Origin of the sequence: Candidatus Saccharimonas aalborgensis, assembly GCF_000392435.1 — a bacterium.
Lineage (GTDB): Bacteria > Patescibacteriota > Saccharimonadia > Saccharimonadales > Saccharimonadaceae > Saccharimonas > Saccharimonas aalborgensis.
In genome coordinates this window covers 445,081-463,849 of sequence record NC_021219.1, presented here as the reverse complement: position 1 = coordinate 463,849, position 18,769 = coordinate 445,081, and the positions used below count along the sequence as shown (strand labels likewise).

Below are 18,769 nucleotides of genomic sequence, written 5' to 3'. Positions count from 1 at the left end.
GATTATCACATTGCTCGTTGGCTATGTCGACCATACGATGAACGATTAGCAATAGCACAATAGTGGGGCTGAAAGTACTGCGAAAAATAAATATTGACATTCCGTGCACTTAGTAATAGAATGTTAATAAGTGGAGAAAGATGATAATGATAAGTAAGTCAGTCAAAGAACAAACAATATTGGTTGCCGTTGACACGCTGTTGTTTTCAGTTGCCACGACGCCGTCTACAGAACTACGTCGATCACCGACAAAGGACATCAGTATCCTGTTGGTCAAAAGGGACAAGGCCCCATTTGCAGGTAGCTGGAGTCTGCCGGGTGGTTTTGTGCGCAATAACGAAACACTGCGTGACGCGACAGACAGGGTGTTGGAGCGAGAAACGGGTCTTCACAATATTTATAGCGAACAGATACATACATTTAGCAGCGTTGACCGCGACCCGCGAGGTAGAGTAATTAGCACGGTGTTTATGTCGCTTGTTGACAAAACGATGGGCAACGAGTCACTGAGTGACGGTGCATTGTGGATGAAGCTTGCTGTGAAGCAACGCAAGAATAGTATCCATGTTAGCTTAACAGATGGTACGATGACCGTGGCATTTTCAGCCAAGCAACTGAAGCTACATCCTACATCGTCGCTGTATGGTTATGAGATTGTTCAAAATAATGGCGTTGCCTTTGACCATTGCCAGATGATTTTGTTTGGGCTGCAATTGTTGCGCCAAAAAACCGTGTCTTCTGACATTGTATTTAACATGATGCCGCAGCAGTTTACGCTTGGAGAGCTTCAGCAGGTCTATGAAGCAATCCTGGGTCGTGAAGTCTGGACACCCGCATTTCGCCGGACGATTGCCAAGAAAGTTCAAAAAACAGGTAACACGGTGCGTACGGGCGGACATAGACCATCGGAACTATATACATATCACAGAAGAGAGGAGAAACTATCATGACAGCGACCCCACTAACCAATGGCTTGCAAAAAGCGATAGAGCGCATACAGCGGTACGATGCTGTGTATGCACGGGTGTTGGATACGGCTCCTACTGAAGGCGGTGATACGGTATACCGAATTACAGACCGCCAGCTATTTGAGTCGGTTATTGGCACGTTTGTCACCGCACTAAATCAACAGCTTGCTGAGGGTGACTTGATGAATATATATGATGTCGCATTACATATTCCGACAAAGGCGTTGATCATTGCCAATAAGGGCGCGACACTATTTTCGTTGACATCGAAAGAAATCCCGAATATCACTCGCCATGTAGGATCGTGTGTGTATATGCCTGGCGTCGGTATGGAATATGCAAACGCTGGGATTGTTGGTAACGTGTACGACGATCAATTTGTACTCCGCGCTGAATCGGCATGTACTCCTTCTTTCCTGTTCGGCTCACAGCGGTGCAACTGTCATCATCAATGGCAGAATGTTCGTGAATTAGCGGCCTCGTTTAACACGGTTACACCACCAGATACAGTAGCGGGTGATGAGTTTGAGCGTTGGGTGCAGGATCAGTTTGTGGTTCGTGACGGTAAGCACACTTGCCAACAGCCGGGTCGGGTTGGGTTTGTAATGCTACATGTTGATTCTCAGAACGGTATGGGAAGCGGGTATACGGAAGGTGAGTTTGTGATTGACCTTGCGGAGCGCGCCTCTATGCGTCACCGAGGTGAATATACGTCTGAACAAACCTATCGTACAAGTATGTACGGAGGGTTTACGACGATCGGCATTAACGGTGACCCGCGGGGCGAAAACGATGGTGTAGGCTATAAAATTACACCAGTTATTCTTGACTACTTAGCAGTTAATAAAAGTGTCATCATGCTCACTAACAACCCGCTTAAGATTGCGCAAATGGAACGATTCGGATATGACGTTACTAGGGTTAAAAGCATCGGAGCGGTAAACGTTGCTGGTGCGGTTGAGGCGCATGAGCGTGGCATGGAGTTTCATCACCTAGACATCAATGGTGAGCTTATGACATTTGCGGAAGACTACAGGCGTGTGCGAGAAGAAATAGCGCGAGTAATTTCAGGGAAGGAAAATGAGACATGCAAGTAAAGATTTGTGGCATCAGCAACGAAGTCGACGCCTTGAGTGCAGTTGGGCTTGGCGCAGACGCGATTGGTTTTGTCATGGGCGGGAGGGTATTGCCCGTTGAAGTAGAGCCCTATGCCCAACATGTCCGCCAAATCATCAAAAAGTTCCCGGAGGGTGTCGATAGTTTTTTGGTGACACACCTTACGGAAGCAGATGATATTTTAAGCTTGGCCAACTACATACAGTCGAGTGGCATTCAAGTGTCGGAAGATATTGATGAGAATGAAATGGCAGCGGTACGTAAGGGCACAGAACGTAAGATCATAAAGACAATTGTTACAAGTGACCCAGAAGCGACGCGCAAACTCACAATCTACGAGCCCTATTGCGATTTCTTCCTACTTGACTCGCGCGTGGCGGGGTATACAGGAGGTACTGGCGGTGAGAACGACTGGCGGGCGTGTGCGGAGCTTATAAAACGCACAAGTAAGCCTGTGTTTATTGCCGGCGGTCTGCGCCCAGACAATGTCGAGGCTGCAATGGTACTGACAAAGCCGTATGGAACCGATGTTTCAACAGGAGTGAGCTGCTACAGTGATTCATATTTAAGAAAAGACCGTAAAGATCTGTCTAAAATCGCAGAGTTTATAAGAATATCAAAGGCGTTTGATGAGCAGTAATCCTTATGACCAGCCAATTGATACTCTGCGCGGTTTCACGCACCCTGCGTTCAGACGCCGGTTCCACTACATGAATGATAGTGAAGCCATAGTGCTCGCAAGGCGGGTGCTCAAAAAAATCATTGAAAGTGGCCACAAAAGAGTAATCGTCATTGAAAGTGGCACCGCACCACTCATTTACATACTGCGTCGTTTGCAGGAGTTTGAAAAGAGTGGTGTTACAATTCACCAGATTAAGATTCCGCGCGATACTGAGTTTAGCCTGCTGGAGTGGTTTTACGCGTATCTGTCACCAGAAGAACTCGACGAAACTGTTATATATAAAAGCGGTAACATGACACGGCGCGAAGCGTTAAAAGCAGAATGCGCAAAACCAATATTGCAAAATGTCGTTCTAAGTTCGCCAGAAAATCCGTCGGTATATGACAGCATTGCTGACCATGCAATCTATAATGATGTTGCCGTGCAGGCTCTGCGCACAATTGTTTCAGGTACTCAGCTTGCATCAGTATTCTGTGAACCGTTTTTACTGTTTGACGAATATATTAACTCCGGAACAGTACTGCGAACGTTTAATACGATGACCAGGCTGTTTACCGCGACGCCGCAGTATAGCGTTTCGGCCTATTGTATATTTGTAGATAACTCTGATAAGTATGAGAAGATTGCTTTTGCGCTCTACGATAAACGAACTGAGCTAGAGTGCTACGCAGCGGGCGCGTATCCCTATGAAAACCGCATAGATATAATCGGCTACTACTACTTCGTGACAAAACATAACTTTAGAAGGGTACGTATACGCGATGTGAGGATGCACCGCCAGAGCACCGCGCCATTTTATGAAAGGCTGTCCGTAGCGATTCAGCAGTCAAACGCTTTAACAATGTTGCAATCCGCATTACATGAAGTACAGGTACGCGACTATGTGAGCAATCATGATATTGCGCGGTATCTTATGAAGAAGTTAGAGTATGCCAGTGGTGGGCAAACAGAGACGTGGGACCTGCTTGATCAAATGTTCGAGCTACATGCACCCGCTTGGTCTCCCATGCCAGTAGCAAATCACTTAGACTATTGGAATGGATTTGCACTGATTGATAGTAAAATAATCCCGCTTACTAGACAACTATTACCGCTCTACAAACAGTATCGCAGTGGTATTGTTGCCGATATTATAGAACGTCTCGAGTCGAATCGAGCGTCTTGGGAAGAGCGGATAGCGACACTATTAGAAAAGGAGAAGGTATGAAGTTAATTGATATCTCAATGGATTTAAATGAGCAAACCGTAGTGTGGGTCGAGGATCAGCAGCCAAAGCTCATACCAGTTGCTCGACAACCAGAGGCTCCCGTTAACTTCACGTGGCTTGACTTTGGTTCGCATGCCGGCACTCATGTTGATGCACCGTATTACTTGTTCACTGATAAGTGGAAGTCTGATGAAATACCCCTCGACATCTTAATGGGCGAATGCCAGGTAGTTGATGTCACAGGCGTGAGCGATTACATTGAAATATCAGATCTTAAGAAACATGACATTACCAGTAAGCGCATTCTACTTAAAACAAAGAATTCTTACGACACTATGAAGTCGTACAATCCAAACCATGTTGCTTTGAGTGAGGCGGCAGCATGTTATTTACGTGATCTAGGTATCACACTAATAGGGTTTGATTATCAGAGCTTCGAACGCGATGGTGCAAATGTGATTCATCGAATATATATGGAACGGGACATCATTTCGCTCGATAACCTGCGGCTGGCTGACGCTCCGGCTGGCCACTATACGTTAGTGTGTTTGCCGATTAAGGTGACGGGCATTGATGGTGCACCAGCACGCGCTATTTTGCTGGAGGGAGCAACGTTATGAACTACAGGTCCTTGGTGAGATGTTACCCAGATTTTCCAAAGGAAGGGGTGCTATTCTGGGATTTTAGCTATTTGCTGAAAGACGTTCATGCCAGGAATACTGCCATCCAAGAAATAAAAGAGTTTTTGCGTGATAAGAAAATTGATGCAATCGCCGCTATTGAATCAAAGGGTTTCACTTTGGGTGCCATATTAGCCCACGAGCTACAGGTCCCGATGGTCCTTATTCGAAAGCCCAATCTGGTACCTGGCGAGGTTTACAGCCAAGAATTTGTCAAGGAATATGGTACGGGCGAATATGTGATTAAGGCCGATGCAGTGTTGCCAAAGGAGCGGATAGTGGTGGTATATGACATTATGGCGGGTAGCGGAGCGAGTAAGGCGGCTATTTCACTTATCGAAAAGAGTGGTGGTGTTGTGGCTGGCCTCGCATATGTCACTGAGCTCGAATATCTTGGCGGTCGCGAAGAGCTTGCAGGCTACGACATACTGTCACTGGTAAGGATAAGAAAAAAGTATGATACGGTTGATTAGCTTTGACTTGCAGGGCGTGGTATCTGACGCAACGTTTTCGGATACATTTTGGTTGGAAGAGCTACCAAAACTATATGCGAAAAGGCACAATGTTGATGTTGCGGTAGCAAAACGATCGCTGGGAGATATGTTCAAAGCGATGGGCAAGTACGACCTACGCTACTACGATGACGCATATTGGGGGGCCGAGCTAGGATTTTCAACAGCCGATATCATAACGCATATAGTGCCGCAGCCTCGCGTAGAGAAACTGCTTATTGAATATATTGCAGGCCTTTCACTGCCGGTTGTGCTACTTTCGACAACGACGAACCGGTTCATAGATTACGAGCTTGGGCTGAACAAGCAGTACTTTAATAAAATATATTCCTGCGTTGACGATTTTTCGACTGGAGGGAAAACCGCCGATGTCTTTGGCGCGATCGCTAGGGAGTGGGGCGTAAAACCAAATGAGATTGTTCATATAGGTGACAACCAGGAAATGGATATTGATAACGCATTGAAAGCGGGCGTACGGGCAATTTTATATACTGGTAACCCCGGTGCAGTAGTTGCACAAATCAATCACTTGCTAGATGGCGTGGACGAGGGACGGTGAAGACTCTTGTGATGGGTTGTGATGCCTCTGGCAAGTCGACGCTTGTTCGGGCTATCTACGAAAAGTATGGCGATTATACTGTAGAATCAAGCACTGCGGTTGAGGCACTTGCCTTTAAGCAAGCAAATACGGGCAGAGTCATCGACGCGCCATTTATTAACGATCGCGAAGCGTTCTACTTGTCGCTAGAGCGCGCTGAGCAACAAGCGCAAGCCTCTATCAAAGGTAACCTTATCACCACAAATTCGCTGCTTATTACGTTATTGTCTCACGGTGCTATGCGTCAATGTATTGGCGAACCCTACACAGCTACTCATACGATCGTCGATCAGTGGCTAAACGATGAAACAAAGAACGGTGTGGTGCCTGACATTATTGTTCATGTGTTTGCCGCTGATGCGATAATTGGACAGCGCATACGTGAACGCCAGCGTTCCGGTGTTGTGGGTGAAGAGTTTTGGGGATTTAATTCGCCATTCTTTCTCTCGCACTATCAACGCAAACTCGGCAAAGCTGCGGACATATTGGCGCTAAGGGGACTTAATGTGCTATCTGTAGACACCGGCCATTGCAAGGCAGATTTTACGTTTAGACAATACGCTAAATTTCGCGATATGTGCTAACGCATACTATGATATTACAGAATCTATACTCTAAGTCTGGAGCAATAGAATACGGGTAGCCAATTGTATCGCGAAAAGCATATGCAAGGCGTATGTTCGCCGCGCTCCAGCCATGGTTGCATAGTCGGTGCAACAAATAGTTTATGCTATTATTAGATCATGACGAACATCTCACATGCATCAAAACAGTCACTTCGAAAACTAAATATTGCGGCAGCGGCGTTTCATCTGGCGCTGGCGCTGTTTGTGCTGTATTATTCAAACTCATTTTCGTTGCCTGTGACAGCGACGTACTTAGCGGGACCCCCGGGGTCGGTGTTTACAGACCCAATCACGTTGTTTAATGTGCGGGTAGGTTACGCCGTGGCGCTGTTCCTAGGATTGTCGGCGCTTTTCCACGTGCTGGTCGCGTCGAAAGTGTTTTTCCAGCGCTATATCAAAGGTCTTGGTAACACGATCAACGTGTTTCGTTGGGTCGAATATTCGATCAGCTCGACACTGATGATTTTGCTTATCGCGCAGATTACGGGGATTAGTGATTATGGCGCGCTTCTCGGCATAGCTGGGGTAAATGTATCGATGATCTTGTTCGGCTGGCTGCAAGAAAAGTATACGCGTCCAGGCTCACGTGAATGGCTGCCCTTTATATTTGGTTGTATTGCAGGAATCGTGCCGTGGCTTATCGTGCTTATTTCGGTACTATCGCCCAACTCGCCGTCTGACGCCACACCGCCAGCATTTGTCTACGGTATTATTGTGTCGATATTCCTTCTGTTTAATTCATTCGCACTGGTTCAGTACAAGCAGTACCGAGCACTCGGAAAGTGGAAAGACTATTTGCGCGGTGAGCGTGCGTATATCGTACTAAGCTTCACTGCCAAAGCAGCACTGGCGATTCAGATCTTTGCCAACACGCTAATCCCGAACTAATAGTCTAGCAAGTTGTTGACATAGCATATTTTTCGATTGTCTGATATACTAGTGATAGCAAGTTATTCTACTCCTTAACCAAGCGTACAAGTGTGGCACCAAACTCATTTTATTCTCGGCTACTGCACTAGACCCTATCTCGCACAATATTAGCTGATAGAAAGGTTCATGTACTCATGGCAACAAAATTATATGTAGGCAAATTGTCTTTCAATACCACCAACGACAGCTTAAACGCGCTGTTCGCGCAGTTTGGCACCGTGGTGAGTGCGGAAGTCGCTACTGATCGAGAAACTGGCCGCTCGCGCGGGTTTGGATTCGTCGAAATGGAAAACGATGCCGACGCGCAAAAAGCGATCGAAACACTCGACGGCAAAGACTTTGAAGAGCGTACCATTGTGGTGAATGTCGCGAAGCCGCGCGAAGATCGCCCACGTCCACAGGGTGGCGGAAACTATCGTGGTGGCTTTGGTCGTCGCTAACTAATAGAAAGACATATATGAATAGTAAGAAGCTTTGCTCTGCTGAGCTATTGTTTAGGGCAGCTGAAAAGATGAGCCTGCATCCAGAGTGGCTTGAAGACGGCTCAATATTTGCTATCCAAGTCGACGGCAGTGAACGGTACATCAATTACTCGATTAGTTCTATGAATTCACAGTTGAGCAGTAGTATGGTTGGCAACAAAAACGCTGCGAGGCTCGTGCTGGCGCGCAGGGGTTTTCCAACTATGTCTCACCTTGTTCCGACAGACCGGACAGGTGCCCAAACTTTCTTAGCAACGCACAAAAAAATTGTCGTTAAGCCTATCAAAGGCAGCAATTCACGTGACGTGCATATCGTAGAGTCATCCAAACAGCTGGATACCTTTGACATCGGAAAATATATACTAGAAGAATATGCACCCGGTAGAGAACTACGCTATTTGCTTCTGAACGGTGAGATTATCGGAGTTCATGAGAGCCAGTATGGTCAGTCTGTCGCAGAGGACCGCCCTCTGAAAAGGATATCGTACTCTCATAGCAAGTGGGATCGTACGTTAGTCTCTTTATCTATCGAGATCGCGAAAGTGTTTGGTTTGCGGTTTGCTGCAATTGATTTCATCGTCGGGCCGGACGGAAAAGCACGTATTCTGGAAGTAAATAGCTCTCCGGGGATGAAATGGTTTCATGCGCCAACCAGCGGGCCGGTGGTGGATGTTGCGCATCTATTTTTGCGGGCGATGTTGGATGATAGGCGTGCTGAAACTTCTACGGCAGCTGGCTCGCCAGCCGCTTCTCATGTACGGACGTAAGAAAGGGGATAACCATGAAGCATCTCATAGGGCAGACTGCTAGTGGCAGAGAAGTATACGTTGAGCTGATAGGCTCAGAAGCAGGCAAGCAAATCGCATATCAACCCCACCTCTATTTTTTGGCAAAGGAAATGCTTGCATACCTAGCACCACCCAGCACGGATACTGCCATGGAATATAATATGCAAAGGTCGATAGGGTATAGTACTGTCATCGCAACGACAGATGAAAGTACTGTTTTCTACGGACGTCTTTTCAAAGACGATATCTTTACACGTTTAGTCAAAAACGCCAAGCCAGAGACAACTCATTACCTGTCGATACAGCTTATCTGGAATCAGGATGGGAGTTATGATCTTACCGATATGTGGATCGGTCGCTTGCGTCCCCCAAGGCCAGGTAGCTCCACCGAGATACCCGAAAGCAAACCGTACTGGACAACCCATGCCGTCGTCTACGGAGACCAGCGGCTGGAAATGTCTAGTGTGACCAAAGAATGTCCGTATTAACTAACCAAAGGAGAAATCATGGCAAAAGATAAAGGAAGAAAAGAAATCAAAAAGCCAAAAAAAGAGAAGCAGTAATTGCACATCGAGATATAGGCAAGATAGTAAGACGTAGCGCCAGTATCGCATCGGGCGCAGCTGTTGCTACTCTGGGATTGCAGGCGTTCTTGATACCAAATCACCTGACTGATGGTGGGGTTGTCGGCATTTCAATTATTGCTACACATGTTACTGGGCTGCCCATCGGCTTTTTCCTACTCTGTCTAAACGCACCTTTCATATATTTAGGCTATAAAAAGTTAGGCAGCATATTTGCTATCTCGTCGAGTGTGGGTTTACTATTTATGTCACTTATGACCGGCCTATTTCATAGTAGTTCAGCCGCAACAACTGAACCCATACTTGCGGCTATCTTTGGCGGGTTAGCTATCGGGATAGGGTCGGGCGTCGTTATTCGTTATGGGGGCACGCTGGATGGCACAGAAATCGTCGCAATATTGGCGGAGAAAAAATCTCCATTTTCCGTAGGTGAACTGATAATGGCTATGAATTTGCTTATTCTTGGAGTCGCAGGATTTGTGTTCGGTTGGGATAGAGCTATGTACTCATTGGTCGCATATGCCGTTGCCTACAAAGCCATGGATATCACGGCAGAGGGACTCGACCAGTCAAAGTCGGTCTGGATAGTGAGCAATAAATACTTGGAAATCGGTGAGGCTATACGACAAGAACTCGGTAGAAAAGTAACGTATGTCAACGGTCGTAGCGTTGATGGAATTGTATCAAATGGCGTGATTTTGTCGGTGATTACTCGCATCGAAGAACAAAAACTAAAAGCAGTGGTTGCCACTTGTGACCCACGCGCTTTTGTAGTTATCAGCGATGTACATGAGGTTATGGGGCAAAATTTTGAGAGCAAGACATAGCTAGCCGTGTGTTAATAAAGTTCTTACTTCTTTGGCGAACGTGTCTTATCGAGAGCCCATTTTTGGGTAGGGCTCATCGGCTTGTCGGTACGGTGAGTACAGCCAATCCAGCAGCATGGTCGGCGCTCGCCGCGTGAGAGTTTATCGATTGCTACACGGATGCGCTTAGCACGAGTTTCGGGCTTTTTAGCATCGGTAATCCAGCAGATGAATTCATTGCGCGCGAGTGGGGTGATGTCTTGCCATGCTGCGAGCGCACGGGTATTGCTTAACAGCACCTTTTGTATATCGGGAGTAAGTTGGTGAACTGTTCCGCTAGAAACGCGAGTTTGCATCATAGAGATATTGTAGCAGTGATTGCCGAATCTGTTTGGTGACGCAATGATATCAAATGTGTTCGTAGCGCAGTATACTGAAAACATATGAGCGATATTATCTATGTATTAACAAATGAAGCAATGCCGGGGTATGTAAAGATCGGCAAGACAAGCACTAATCTTGAGCAGCGAATCCGCGAGCTGAGCGCATCGACGAGTGTACCGATGCCATTCACCCCTCATTATGCATGTACCGTTGCTAATGCGACATTTGTGGAGCGGCAGTTGCATGATGCGTTTGGTGACAATCGTGTCAATCCGAAACGCGAGTTTTTTGCGATCGACCCAGAACGCGTGGTAGCGGCCCTCAAGCTTGCACAGATCGAAGACATTACGCCTGGTCACGACATCGTTGATTCACCCGAAGACCAACGTGCTCTCGACGAAGCCCGTGAGCGGCGCGGTCGATTTAATTTTGACATGGTAAATATTCCCCTTGGCGCTGAGTTGCATTTCAGCCGCGATAATACGATTACCGCGCGCGTGATCGGCCGCACAGGTTCAGAAAGTATTGAGTTCAACGGTCGCCCAACGAGTCTTTCTGCCGCCGCACAGGAAGTGCTTGGCTACCGCAATGTTGTATCGGGCACTGCGCATTGGTCATACGAGGGGGAAACTCTTGATGAGCGTCGTCGACGCATGGACGAGAGTGAGTAAATCCGTGGCGTATGTTATCGCAGCCGATGAAATAAAAAAGGATATTGAGGGATATGACCCAGCGCATTCGGATCAGTTTCATCAAGCTTCCGCAAAAATGGCGGACAAAATGTATGATGAAGCCGTTAAACGTCGCTCTGAAAGAAAAGTCATTCTACTTGCGGGCGGCGCTGCATCAGGAAAAAGTGAGTATGTCGCGACATACCTTACGTCCACTCGCGCGATAATCCTAGACGGAACACTACCAACAACGAGAGGTGCCGAAATAAAAATCGAAAAAGCGATCAAGCAGCAAAAAAAGATCGAATTACATCTTGTGTTACCCGAGAGTTTGATTGTTGCGTTCGGAGTGTTTCTTAACCGTCAGCGTAAATACGATATTAGCCACTTTTATCGTACTCACTCTAGTTCTCGCCAAACTGCCTACGAAATTGTGCAATGTCACGAAGATATTAAAGTTAGAGTTATTAGCAGCAAGTATGTGGAGTTTCGTGAAGGTGGCACAATGGAGTTCAAATATCATAAATTTGTTAATAGGCAGATGTTACTTGAGTTTTTATGCGGTATTCAATATACTGAACAACAGATAAGAAACGAGATATTAGATTATGTTACCAATAGTTCCACAGGTATCCACAACGAATAATCCGCAGGTACAGGAATATGTCGATGCAGCACGCGCGGGTATGAATGCACATTTTGTGGCTAAAAGTCATGACGGGTGGCGTGTTAGGCGACTTCATGCTCAAAAAGCAACTGGCGTATATAACACCAAACGCGAAGCAATAGCAAGGGCTAAAACAATTGCTAAAAACCAGCGCTCAAGCGTTTATGTGCTCGGTAACGACGGTCACATATCCGAACAATTTGCTTATTAACTAAGGTCTCACCAAAAACAAACACTGTTGCTATAATAATTACAGTTTATGGCGAACTCAAACCTCACTAGCGCCAAAAAGGCCAAAAATGATGAGTTTTATACGCAGTATCCCGACATCCAAAAGGAAATCGGGGCGTATCTTATGTATAATCCCGATACGTTTCGTGACAAAGTAGTCTATTGTAACTGCGATGACCCATTTGAGAGCAACTTTTTCAAATACTTTGTGCTCAACTTCAAGCGACTGGGATTGAAAAAGCTAATCACGACGAGCTACAAGCCAAGCCCCGTTGCAAATACACAACTCGGACTGTTTGGCGATGATGTCACCGTCACTCCAGCAAAAGGCAGGCCAAAGGTAACGGCAAACAAGTTTGTCATTAGCGATGTGGGTGACTATGATGACGATGGGCAATTCAATCTCGAGGACGTGGCTCAGCAACTCAAAGCAAATAAGCATAACGAGTGGACCCCGCTCGAGGGCGACGGTGATTTTCGCAGTGTTGAGTGTGTAGAGCTACTCGAGCAGTCGGATATCGTGGTGACAAATCCGCCGTTTAGTTTGTTTCGCGAGTACGTAGGGCAGCTCGTCGAATACAAAAAGAAATTTGTGATTATTGGTAGCATGAACGCTATTACGTATAAAGAAATATTTCCCCTAATCAAGGAAGATAAGATTTGGCTCGGCAACGGTTTTAATGCGGGAAACGCATATTTTTCGGTACCTTCTGAAAATGTTCGTGATTTTGCCTCAGGAGTGTTTGATGAACAGACGGGACTCGTGAAGTTTCGCAATGTAAATTGGTTCACAAACATTGACCACGCACGTCGTCACCAACCATTGCAACTCATGACGATGGCCGAAAATTTGAAACACAACAAAAAAATGCAGGGTAGAGATGCTTATGATAAATACGACAATTACGATGCCATTGAAGTGCCGTTTAGCGATGCAATTCCCAGTGATTACAATGGCGTTATGGGAGTACCCATCAGTTTCCTCGACAAATACTCGCCGGAGCAATTTGAGATCGTGGGTCATCCTCAGTCAAATATCCTGCCAAAAGGTTGGAGGGGTGTAACAAAAGAATTTGTCGATCTTTACTATAAGCAAGGTAACAAAGGAGCGATACGACAGGGCTGGATTAACCCCGTCTACGTCGACACCGATGGCAAAGCTATCGTTCCCTATCAACGCATCTTAATCCGACACAGAAAGGCGGCTGTATGAAAACAACACTATGGGTAAGGCGAGATGAAGCCGATGCTGGGCAAGGCATCACTGTTGCTGATATCGTCGAAGGTTTTGAGTACAATGAGCTTGACGAAAAAGGACTCTTTGGACTCGACGGCCGACTGACGATCCAGCCGGAGTATCAACGCCGATACATCTATGGTGACGGCAGGAAGGACGTCGCGGTGATCGATAGTCTACTCAAGGGCTATCCGATCGGCCTATTGTACTTTAGCAAAGTCGGTGATGACGACTATGAAGTACTTGATGGCCAGCAGCGTATCACGACGATAGGAAGGTTTGTACGCGGACTCTTTGCCGCAAAAGATACCAACGGAAATCAACAATATTTTAGCGGTCTAGCGGCAGACATGCAGCGTCGTATCATGGAAACGCCACTGCTTGTGTATATCTGCGAGGGTGAGGAATCGGAAATAAAAGACTGGTTCAAGACCATCAACATCGCAGGCGTGGCGCTCAATGAGCAAGAGATTTTGAATGCCGTGTATAGCGGACCATTTGTAACACTGGCGCGCGAAGAGTTCAGCAACCCAAACAATAGCAATGTCCAAAAGTGGAGTTCGTACATCGCAGGCGATATACGTCGCCAAGAATATCTCGAACGGGCTTTGCAGTGGGTGAGTCGCGAAGATGTGGATCGCTACATGAGCCAGCATCGTTATGACACAAGCATTGATGAATTAAAAGCGTACTTCACGAAGGTTATCAACTGGATCGACGGTGTCTTTATTGATGTCGAGCGAGAGATGCGCGGACTTGAATGGGGTAGGTTGTACGAGATGTATCATACAACGCAGTATGAGCCGGCCCGGGTGCATGAGACAGTGCGACGACTCTATGGAGATGAGTTTGTCAAACGTCGCAGCGGCGTTTTTGAGTATATTCTCGGTGGAGAGTCAGATACAAAATTACTTGACGTGAGGGTGTTTGACGATCGCGACAAACGGGTAGTCTATGAGCGTCAAACAAATACGGCACACGAGAAAGATACTAGCAACTGCTCGTACTGTGCGATCGGACACGACGCAAATCAAGCGAAACTCTGGGGGTATAACGAAATGGATGCTGATCACGTAAGCGCATGGAGCAAGGGTGGCTCAACGTCGCTGGAAAATTGTGAGATGCTTTGTGTAGCGCACAACCGCGCAAAGGGAAATCGCTAGCAAAACAAAACGAGGCTACTTGCCTCATTTTGCTGGAGGGTGTGACCTTTCTAGCGCCTTACGGGTTTTTGCAAGCAGTGAACCCTTCTAGCCTCTATAAGCCAGCCACTTTTCCATTGACCCTTTAGCGTACAGTACCTAGATCTTGGCGAAACGCGTAGACGTGAATGGCGGTATGGTCACCGCCGCCACCGCCACCGTCGAAACCTAGCTCAATCAGTGCTGCCTCAACCGCCCGAGCTGTTTCAGCGCTCATAGCTTGTCCATGAATCCACTTATGTTGAGTTCGATGAACGTTATGCTCGCCAAAAAGGCGTTTTTCAACATCACCCGTAATCCCGACATACCAGTTGATAAAATTATCGCTACCGACGTAACTCAGTACATCATCGTATAGTTGTTGTGCTGTCATTTCCTCATAGCCCCTTCTCGCTCTCAAAAATATTCTGTGGCGCGAGCGACGTGCCACACCGACCTTATGGTTTTTTTGTAGCTCCCGCCCCACTTTACAGGAACCAGTAACCGAAGGTATTATAACATAGTGCTCATTTTGGGAGAAGATATATTGACTAATAATGTAGAGTTGTGTTACTCTTATAGAATCACAAACCATAATTGGTGGGCAAGATTATGAGCTTTACAGATACTCTCAAGAGATTAAGAGGAGAAAAAGGCGTGAGCCAAGCCGATGTCGCAGAGGCAATTGGTATTGCTCGTGCTACCTATGCAAGCCTGGAGGCAGAACGTCGTCCGGCGAACCTTGATGAAATTAACAGACTTGCTGAATATTACCAGGTCTCACCGGCCGATCTTATATCAGGCGAAGTGAGTATGGTGCATGAGTCTGTCGCACCGTACGATTTCGGGCAAGCCAAGGAAGAGATTATCCCGCGTGACATCGATCCAAAAACGAGCCCGGAAAAGCTCCGCGAAGTGCTGCTATATGTACTCGAAAAAGTAGGTGCTAAACCGAATGTTGGCGAAACCGTTTTATATAAGTTGCTGTACTTTATTGATTTTGACTACTACGAAAAGACAGGTCAGTCGGTAACAGGCCTAACCTACGTGCGTAACCACTTTGGTCCAACCCCGACGCGGGATTTTGTGAGTGTAGTAGAAGGCATGAAGGCGAACCAAGAGCTCGAAGTTGCAGAGACGGAATACTTCAAGAACACGCAAAAGAAGTACTTACCATTAATAAGCGTGGAACTGAAAGAACTTAGCGCTAGCGAACTACAGCACATAAATGAGACATTAGCACGCTTAAGTGATAAGTCCGCTGCAGAATTGAGTGAGCTCTCACACTATGATACGCCGTGGCGAGTTGCAAAACAGGGTGAAAAAATAAACTATCGCTTCGTCTTTTATCGCAGCGACTTGACCGCCGTGACGGAGCCAGAGGATGAACTTTGAGCTGTCTCCTGAGTTCAAAAAAGACCTCAAGCGACTAAGTAAGAAGTGGCGTTCGCTTCCCGATGACGTAGATGCAGCAATGCTGCTCATAGCCGATGTATACACTGACTCTGATCAGCAGGAAATCTTCCAGCAAAAGTTTTTCAACAACAAACGAGCCACAAAACTGGTGGTTAATGAGTCTGTTGAAGTCGTCAAGATGCGATTGGACGTACTGTCACTAGGCATGTCAGATAAGGCAAGAGCTGTATTCGTACTGGTTAAGACCAGTGCAATGGTAACCTTTGTTGAGCTCTACGCCAAAAATGAGAAATCCCGCGAGGACCCAGGCAGATACCGGGCGTATTTATAAAAATCAACAAACTACGATTGTCTACCACAAAAACTCCATTTGGCACGCCCTCTACGTCGTAAATGCGAAGGGTTACATTTACTTTTGATTGGTGTCTGGGCGTACGACCTGTTGAGTGCTGCGCTGGGCACGGAGGGTGTCACGAATTTCGAAGATGGCTTTGTCAACTCGGTAGCGGTGGATGGCCCGCATGACATACAGTACGATGATAACGCACATGAAAATAATAGTGGGCAAGAAGTACTGCATAAATATCTTTGAGAGTTGGTCATTGACAGTATCTGATATGTTTGTCGTAAGTTTCTCTTGTAGGTTTGCGGGGATATCCATAGCCCGTAGTATAGCATGAGTGAATTGTCATGTGACACAAGCACAATGGGCATACTCCGTTTGACTTGGTATAATGATACCCAATGAATAAAACACACCACTTCAGGCTGAACATTCTCTCAATGAGTGTACTTGTCGTGGTAGCAGCCAGTATTGCAGTTGGCCTAAGTCTTTTTGTACAGGGTGTGGTGAACGGTATAGATTCATATATCAATCAGCCAGATTTTCGTACGTTTACAAGTAGCGATGGGCGACTAACGTTTGAATATCCTAATGGCTACGTTGTAGCCAGCAGGAAAGATTACGGAGAGGGTATGGTATCTACTACGATGAGTCTGCCGCGGACGCTTCGGAATAGCACGCTTAATCCAAAGGCAACGCAACCCGATCCTATGATATCTCTTTCTGAGACTAGCATACGTTCGTATAGTAAACAGCCAGCGGAGTATTTTGCAGAGAAAGAAGATTTGCAGGATAGATTGCACAAGAATACGGACTACACACTCACTACAAAGGAAAAGAGAGATGTGTCTGTCGGTAAGTACCAGGCTATACAACTTAGGTATACCTCGACCCTAAAGGATGAACGGCGGTATATCGGGGAGATGTTCAGCAGAAGAGAAACGATTGTGATGATTGCAACGAACACTGCTCAATATGAGCTAACCATTTACTCACAGGTCGAGTCACGTGAAGATGAAGTTGTGAAGCGAATAATCGACTCATTAAGGATCAAAGATGAATAATATTGACCATGAAGCGATATTCGGGGGGATTATTCGCCATAGGAGAAAGTTGAGACTGCTAGGAACACTCACGGCTATTTTTGCCGTCGCGATTTCGTTTGCAATGGCATATATTCCATTTGCTGGCTTTCCCGAACAGTGGTCGTTTGATGTCATACGTTACGAGATACAAAATGGAACGTTCTGGCTATTTCCGGGGAGTGCTTTTTATCAGCACACTATGCTACTTGGTACGCATAATGTACTAGAAGTCATAGCATCCTTCTTGTTAGAGTTTACGCTTGTCTGGATCGTATTGCACCTGGTATACAGAAGCGTAGTTTATTTTGTTGTAGGTTTGCGTAAGACACATCGTGCATCGCAACTTGAAGAAGCGCTTCGTTTGTATTCACAAAGCCAGTATGCCATATTGTTTAATGACCAGACAGAGGCAAGGGTGAATATTTTGGGAAGTACACTATATATCGAGGTAAAGGTCGATTCAACACTCCCAAACTTTTTTGTTGATTCACATGCCTATAGTATCGAACGGCATATCGGGAGAAAACTACTACTACCAAGACACAAACGAGTTGTACTAGATAGGGCAAGTGATCAGGTGCTAGATATATATGCAGACCTTGAGTTGTCGAAAGCAGCAAAATTTTTCACCAGCGATGTTGCTCAGCATTTTGTAAAACGAATGTCACAGAGCGATGTATTTGTAAGTAACGGCAGAATGTATGTAATGACAGACATACACTCTTTGCACTCCGCAAGTGATACACAGCTTCTCTTAGAGAGTATTGAAATGTGCCGTTCTATCGTCGTGAAGCGCGCCCGAAAACTATTTGCAGATTCGGTACCAAGCTTCAGTCATTACAATATACCCTTGGAAGCTGCACTTCAGGCTGTGCCGCACTTGTTTACCGTTCGGCGGAGCCTCGGTGCCGGTGCAGCGATATATATCGTTGCGATGTTGCTCCTCGCTCTCGTATTTTTGGGTGATAAGGCATCTGTCGGTGCGCTACTGGGCCCAGTATGGATAGCAATTATGTACACGTTGGTAGCGCGCTGGCTGAAGGTGCGAGACACTATGGTCGCGAGGAAATTATGGTAGTTGTCTACTTGTTTATTGCCTTTACGGTGCTGGAAGTGATTGCAATAATTGTAGTATATAACCAACTACGTAAACGCTACGTTATCGTCGGAGAATTATGGGCAAACATAATGACGGTCCTAGCAAAGCGACATGCGGTAGTACCGCGTCTTATCTCTGCTACTCAAGCGTCGAGTGATTTTGAGCTGAATGTTCAACAAAGTATCGCAGCAGCGAGAAACGGTGATGTACAAGAAACCGGCAAGGCGGAGTCTGCTTTGCAAAAAAATATTGTGCAATGTATTGAAGCATATCCAGCTATGAGGGCGCAGCAGAACTTTCAAAAAATTATCGACGAGCTTGTCAATATAGAAGACGGCATTCAAGGCGAACGGTTACTCTATAATGCTGCTGTCTCTGAATATAATCACTTGCTTAGTATATTTCCGCATATGCTAGTTGCTAAGGCTTTTGGATTTTTACCTCAAGACTACTTTGAGGTTGAGGTGAGCGAGTAA

Annotated in this window: 26 protein-coding genes; 23 read left to right on the top strand and 3 right to left on the bottom strand. The window is 46.2% G+C overall.

Translation table 11 applies throughout. From position 1 onward, the window contains the following. Positions 1–146 precede the first annotated feature (146 nt). The 13 genes from L336_RS02400 (at position 147) to L336_RS02340 (ending at position 10,000) form a co-directional block, all read left to right on the top strand. Complete coding sequence (locus L336_RS02400) at positions 147–950, top strand: NUDIX hydrolase (protein ID WP_015641620.1); 804 nt, start codon at positions 147–149, stop codon at positions 948–950. After that, entirely contained in the window at positions 947–2,065 is a 1,119-nt protein-coding gene (locus tag L336_RS02395) for a GTP cyclohydrolase II (protein WP_015641619.1), read from the top strand. The genes L336_RS02400 and L336_RS02395 overlap by 4 nt, the downstream gene beginning before the upstream one ends. After that, positions 2,056–2,724: a phosphoribosylanthranilate isomerase gene (locus L336_RS05610; protein WP_015641618.1), complete on the top strand. Its 669-nt coding sequence runs from the start codon at positions 2,056–2,058 to the stop codon at positions 2,722–2,724. The genes L336_RS02395 and L336_RS05610 overlap by 10 nt, the downstream gene beginning before the upstream one ends. Continuing rightward, entirely contained in the window at positions 2,714–3,973 is a 1,260-nt protein-coding gene (locus L336_RS02385) for a hypothetical protein (protein WP_015641617.1), read from the top strand. Before L336_RS05610 ends, L336_RS02385 begins: the two co-directional genes overlap by 11 nt. Next, a complete protein-coding gene (locus tag L336_RS02380; protein WP_041191229.1) occupies positions 3,970–4,593 on the top strand; it encodes a cyclase family protein in 624 nt (207 codons plus the stop codon). Before L336_RS02385 ends, L336_RS02380 begins: the two co-directional genes overlap by 4 nt. After that, positions 4,590–5,126, top strand: coding sequence for an adenine phosphoribosyltransferase (locus L336_RS02375; RefSeq protein WP_015641615.1), 537 nt, complete (start codon positions 4,590–4,592; stop codon positions 5,124–5,126). Before L336_RS02380 ends, L336_RS02375 begins: the two co-directional genes overlap by 4 nt. Beyond that, positions 5,110–5,724 (top strand): HAD family hydrolase, encoded by a 615-nt coding sequence (locus L336_RS02370; RefSeq protein WP_015641614.1) that lies wholly within the window; start codon positions 5,110–5,112, stop codon positions 5,722–5,724. The genes L336_RS02375 and L336_RS02370 overlap by 17 nt, the downstream gene beginning before the upstream one ends. Continuing rightward, the gene (locus L336_RS02365) at positions 5,721–6,347 is read left to right on the top strand and encodes an AAA family ATPase (RefSeq protein ID WP_015641613.1); all 627 of its coding nucleotides are present in this window, start codon (positions 5,721–5,723) and stop codon (positions 6,345–6,347) included. Before L336_RS02370 ends, L336_RS02365 begins: the two co-directional genes overlap by 4 nt. Before the next feature lie 159 nt (positions 6,348–6,506). Beyond that, complete coding sequence (gene heR, locus L336_RS02360; protein ID WP_015641612.1) at positions 6,507–7,277, top strand: heliorhodopsin HeR; 771 nt, start codon at positions 6,507–6,509, stop codon at positions 7,275–7,277. A 176-nt stretch (positions 7,278–7,453) separates the two neighbouring features. Further along, the gene (locus L336_RS02355; protein ID WP_015641611.1) at positions 7,454–7,759 is read left to right on the top strand and encodes an RNA recognition motif domain-containing protein; all 306 of its coding nucleotides are present in this window, start codon (positions 7,454–7,456) and stop codon (positions 7,757–7,759) included. Positions 7,760–7,776: 17 nt separating this feature from the next. Then, on the top strand, positions 7,777–8,568 hold the full coding sequence (locus L336_RS02350) for an ATP-grasp domain-containing protein (RefSeq protein ID WP_015641610.1): 792 nt from the start codon (positions 7,777–7,779) through the stop codon (positions 8,566–8,568). A 14-nt stretch (positions 8,569–8,582) separates the two neighbouring features. After that, complete coding sequence (locus tag L336_RS02345) at positions 8,583–9,077, top strand: hypothetical protein (RefSeq protein ID WP_015641609.1); 495 nt, start codon at positions 8,583–8,585, stop codon at positions 9,075–9,077. A gap of 98 nt (positions 9,078–9,175) precedes the next feature. Beyond that, positions 9,176–10,000, top strand: a complete 825-nt coding sequence (locus L336_RS02340; protein WP_408605452.1) for a YitT family protein — start codon at positions 9,176–9,178, stop codon at positions 9,998–10,000. Positions 10,001–10,023: 23 nt separating this feature from the next. Here the strand turns inward: L336_RS02340 and L336_RS02335 are convergent, their stop codons facing one another. After that, on the bottom strand, positions 10,024–10,338 hold the full coding sequence (locus tag L336_RS02335) for a YdeI/OmpD-associated family protein (protein WP_128569641.1): 315 nt from the start codon (positions 10,336–10,338) through the stop codon (positions 10,024–10,026). A gap of 84 nt (positions 10,339–10,422) precedes the next feature. On the opposite strand from L336_RS02335, the gene L336_RS02330 reads away from it, so the two are divergent. Genes L336_RS02330 through L336_RS02310 form a run of 5 tightly spaced genes read left to right on the top strand, consistent with a single transcriptional unit; the run spans position 10,423 to position 14,332 of the window. Then, entirely contained in the window at positions 10,423–11,034 is a 612-nt protein-coding gene (locus L336_RS02330; RefSeq protein ID WP_015641607.1) for a GIY-YIG nuclease family protein, read from the top strand. Next, positions 11,000–11,680, top strand: a complete 681-nt coding sequence (locus L336_RS02325) for a hypothetical protein (RefSeq protein ID WP_015641606.1) — start codon at positions 11,000–11,002, stop codon at positions 11,678–11,680. Before L336_RS02330 ends, L336_RS02325 begins: the two co-directional genes overlap by 35 nt. After that, complete coding sequence (locus L336_RS06040) at positions 11,643–11,912, top strand: DUF2188 domain-containing protein (RefSeq protein ID WP_015641605.1); 270 nt, start codon at positions 11,643–11,645, stop codon at positions 11,910–11,912. The genes L336_RS02325 and L336_RS06040 overlap by 38 nt, the downstream gene beginning before the upstream one ends. Positions 11,913–11,960: 48 nt before the next feature. Beyond that, the gene (locus L336_RS02315; RefSeq protein WP_015641604.1) at positions 11,961–13,145 is read left to right on the top strand and encodes an adenine-specific methyltransferase EcoRI family protein; all 1,185 of its coding nucleotides are present in this window, start codon (positions 11,961–11,963) and stop codon (positions 13,143–13,145) included. Then, positions 13,142–14,332: an HNH endonuclease family protein gene (locus L336_RS02310; protein ID WP_015641603.1), complete on the top strand. Its 1,191-nt coding sequence runs from the start codon at positions 13,142–13,144 to the stop codon at positions 14,330–14,332. Before L336_RS02315 ends, L336_RS02310 begins: the two co-directional genes overlap by 4 nt. Positions 14,333–14,456: 124 nt before the next feature. Here the strand turns inward: L336_RS02310 and L336_RS02305 are convergent, their stop codons facing one another. Beyond that, complete coding sequence (locus tag L336_RS02305; RefSeq protein ID WP_128817280.1) at positions 14,457–14,744, bottom strand: hypothetical protein; 288 nt, start codon at positions 14,742–14,744, stop codon at positions 14,457–14,459. A gap of 218 nt (positions 14,745–14,962) precedes the next feature. On the opposite strand from L336_RS02305, the gene L336_RS02300 reads away from it, so the two are divergent. Next, on the top strand, positions 14,963–15,745 hold the full coding sequence (locus L336_RS02300) for a type II toxin-antitoxin system antitoxin SocA domain-containing protein (protein ID WP_128569608.1): 783 nt from the start codon (positions 14,963–14,965) through the stop codon (positions 15,743–15,745). After that, positions 15,735–16,097: a hypothetical protein gene (locus L336_RS02295; RefSeq protein ID WP_015641600.1), complete on the top strand. Its 363-nt coding sequence runs from the start codon at positions 15,735–15,737 to the stop codon at positions 16,095–16,097. The genes L336_RS02300 and L336_RS02295 overlap by 11 nt, the downstream gene beginning before the upstream one ends. A gap of 78 nt (positions 16,098–16,175) precedes the next feature. On the opposite strand, the gene L336_RS02290 is transcribed toward L336_RS02295, so the two are convergent. Beyond that, on the bottom strand, positions 16,176–16,427 hold the full coding sequence (locus L336_RS02290) for a G protein-coupled receptor family protein (protein ID WP_015641599.1): 252 nt from the start codon (positions 16,425–16,427) through the stop codon (positions 16,176–16,178). Between the two features lie 83 nt (positions 16,428–16,510). On the opposite strand from L336_RS02290, the gene L336_RS02285 reads away from it, so the two are divergent. From L336_RS02285 to L336_RS05605, 3 genes are read left to right on the top strand one after another with little or no spacing between them, the layout of a single operon-like run. Beyond that, the gene (locus L336_RS02285; protein ID WP_041191220.1) at positions 16,511–17,173 is read left to right on the top strand and encodes a hypothetical protein; all 663 of its coding nucleotides are present in this window, start codon (positions 16,511–16,513) and stop codon (positions 17,171–17,173) included. Then, on the top strand, positions 17,166–18,272 hold the full coding sequence (locus L336_RS02280; protein ID WP_015641597.1) for a hypothetical protein: 1,107 nt from the start codon (positions 17,166–17,168) through the stop codon (positions 18,270–18,272). The genes L336_RS02285 and L336_RS02280 overlap by 8 nt, the downstream gene beginning before the upstream one ends. Continuing rightward, positions 18,266–18,769 (top strand): LemA family protein, encoded by a 504-nt coding sequence (locus L336_RS05605; RefSeq protein WP_015641596.1) that lies wholly within the window; start codon positions 18,266–18,268, stop codon positions 18,767–18,769. The genes L336_RS02280 and L336_RS05605 overlap by 7 nt, the downstream gene beginning before the upstream one ends.

Excerpts from the sequence above, each read along its gene's own strand:
- L336_RS02400 (WP_015641620.1), top strand. The coding sequence starts at position 147 with ATGATAAGTAAGTCAGTCAAAGAACAAACAATATTGGTTGCCGTTGAC.
- L336_RS02395 (WP_015641619.1), top strand. The coding sequence starts at position 947 with ATGACAGCGACCCCACTAACCAATGGCTTGCAAAAAGCGATAGAGCGC.
- L336_RS05610 (WP_015641618.1), top strand. The coding sequence starts at position 2,056 with ATGCAAGTAAAGATTTGTGGCATCAGCAACGAAGTCGACGCCTTGAGT.
- L336_RS02385 (WP_015641617.1), top strand. The coding sequence starts at position 2,714 with ATGAGCAGTAATCCTTATGACCAGCCAATTGATACTCTGCGCGGTTTC.
- L336_RS02380 (WP_041191229.1), top strand. The coding sequence starts at position 3,970 with ATGAAGTTAATTGATATCTCAATGGATTTAAATGAGCAAACCGTAGTG.
- L336_RS02375 (WP_015641615.1), top strand. The coding sequence starts at position 4,590 with ATGAACTACAGGTCCTTGGTGAGATGTTACCCAGATTTTCCAAAGGAA.
- L336_RS02370 (WP_015641614.1), top strand. The coding sequence starts at position 5,110 with ATGATACGGTTGATTAGCTTTGACTTGCAGGGCGTGGTATCTGACGCA.
- heR (WP_015641612.1), top strand. The coding sequence starts at position 6,507 with ATGACGAACATCTCACATGCATCAAAACAGTCACTTCGAAAACTAAAT.
- L336_RS02355 (WP_015641611.1), top strand. The coding sequence starts at position 7,454 with ATGGCAACAAAATTATATGTAGGCAAATTGTCTTTCAATACCACCAAC.
- L336_RS02350 (WP_015641610.1), top strand. The coding sequence starts at position 7,777 with ATGAATAGTAAGAAGCTTTGCTCTGCTGAGCTATTGTTTAGGGCAGCT.
- L336_RS02345 (WP_015641609.1), top strand. The coding sequence starts at position 8,583 with ATGAAGCATCTCATAGGGCAGACTGCTAGTGGCAGAGAAGTATACGTT.
- L336_RS02335 (WP_128569641.1), bottom strand. The coding sequence starts at position 10,338 with ATGATGCAAACTCGCGTTTCTAGCGGAACAGTTCACCAACTTACTCCC.
- L336_RS02330 (WP_015641607.1), top strand. The coding sequence starts at position 10,423 with ATGAGCGATATTATCTATGTATTAACAAATGAAGCAATGCCGGGGTAT.
- L336_RS02325 (WP_015641606.1), top strand. The coding sequence starts at position 11,000 with ATGAGCGTCGTCGACGCATGGACGAGAGTGAGTAAATCCGTGGCGTAT.
- L336_RS06040 (WP_015641605.1), top strand. The coding sequence starts at position 11,643 with ATGTTACCAATAGTTCCACAGGTATCCACAACGAATAATCCGCAGGTA.
- L336_RS02315 (WP_015641604.1), top strand. The coding sequence starts at position 11,961 with ATGGCGAACTCAAACCTCACTAGCGCCAAAAAGGCCAAAAATGATGAG.
- L336_RS02310 (WP_015641603.1), top strand. The coding sequence starts at position 13,142 with ATGAAAACAACACTATGGGTAAGGCGAGATGAAGCCGATGCTGGGCAA.
- L336_RS02305 (WP_128817280.1), bottom strand. The coding sequence starts at position 14,744 with ATGACAGCACAACAACTATACGATGATGTACTGAGTTACGTCGGTAGC.
- L336_RS02300 (WP_128569608.1), top strand. The coding sequence starts at position 14,963 with ATGAGCTTTACAGATACTCTCAAGAGATTAAGAGGAGAAAAAGGCGTG.
- L336_RS02295 (WP_015641600.1), top strand. The coding sequence starts at position 15,735 with ATGAACTTTGAGCTGTCTCCTGAGTTCAAAAAAGACCTCAAGCGACTA.
- L336_RS02290 (WP_015641599.1), bottom strand. The coding sequence starts at position 16,427 with ATGGATATCCCCGCAAACCTACAAGAGAAACTTACGACAAACATATCA.
- L336_RS02285 (WP_041191220.1), top strand. The coding sequence starts at position 16,511 with ATGAATAAAACACACCACTTCAGGCTGAACATTCTCTCAATGAGTGTA.
- L336_RS02280 (WP_015641597.1), top strand. The coding sequence starts at position 17,166 with ATGAATAATATTGACCATGAAGCGATATTCGGGGGGATTATTCGCCAT.
- L336_RS05605 (WP_015641596.1), top strand. The coding sequence starts at position 18,266 with ATGGTAGTTGTCTACTTGTTTATTGCCTTTACGGTGCTGGAAGTGATT.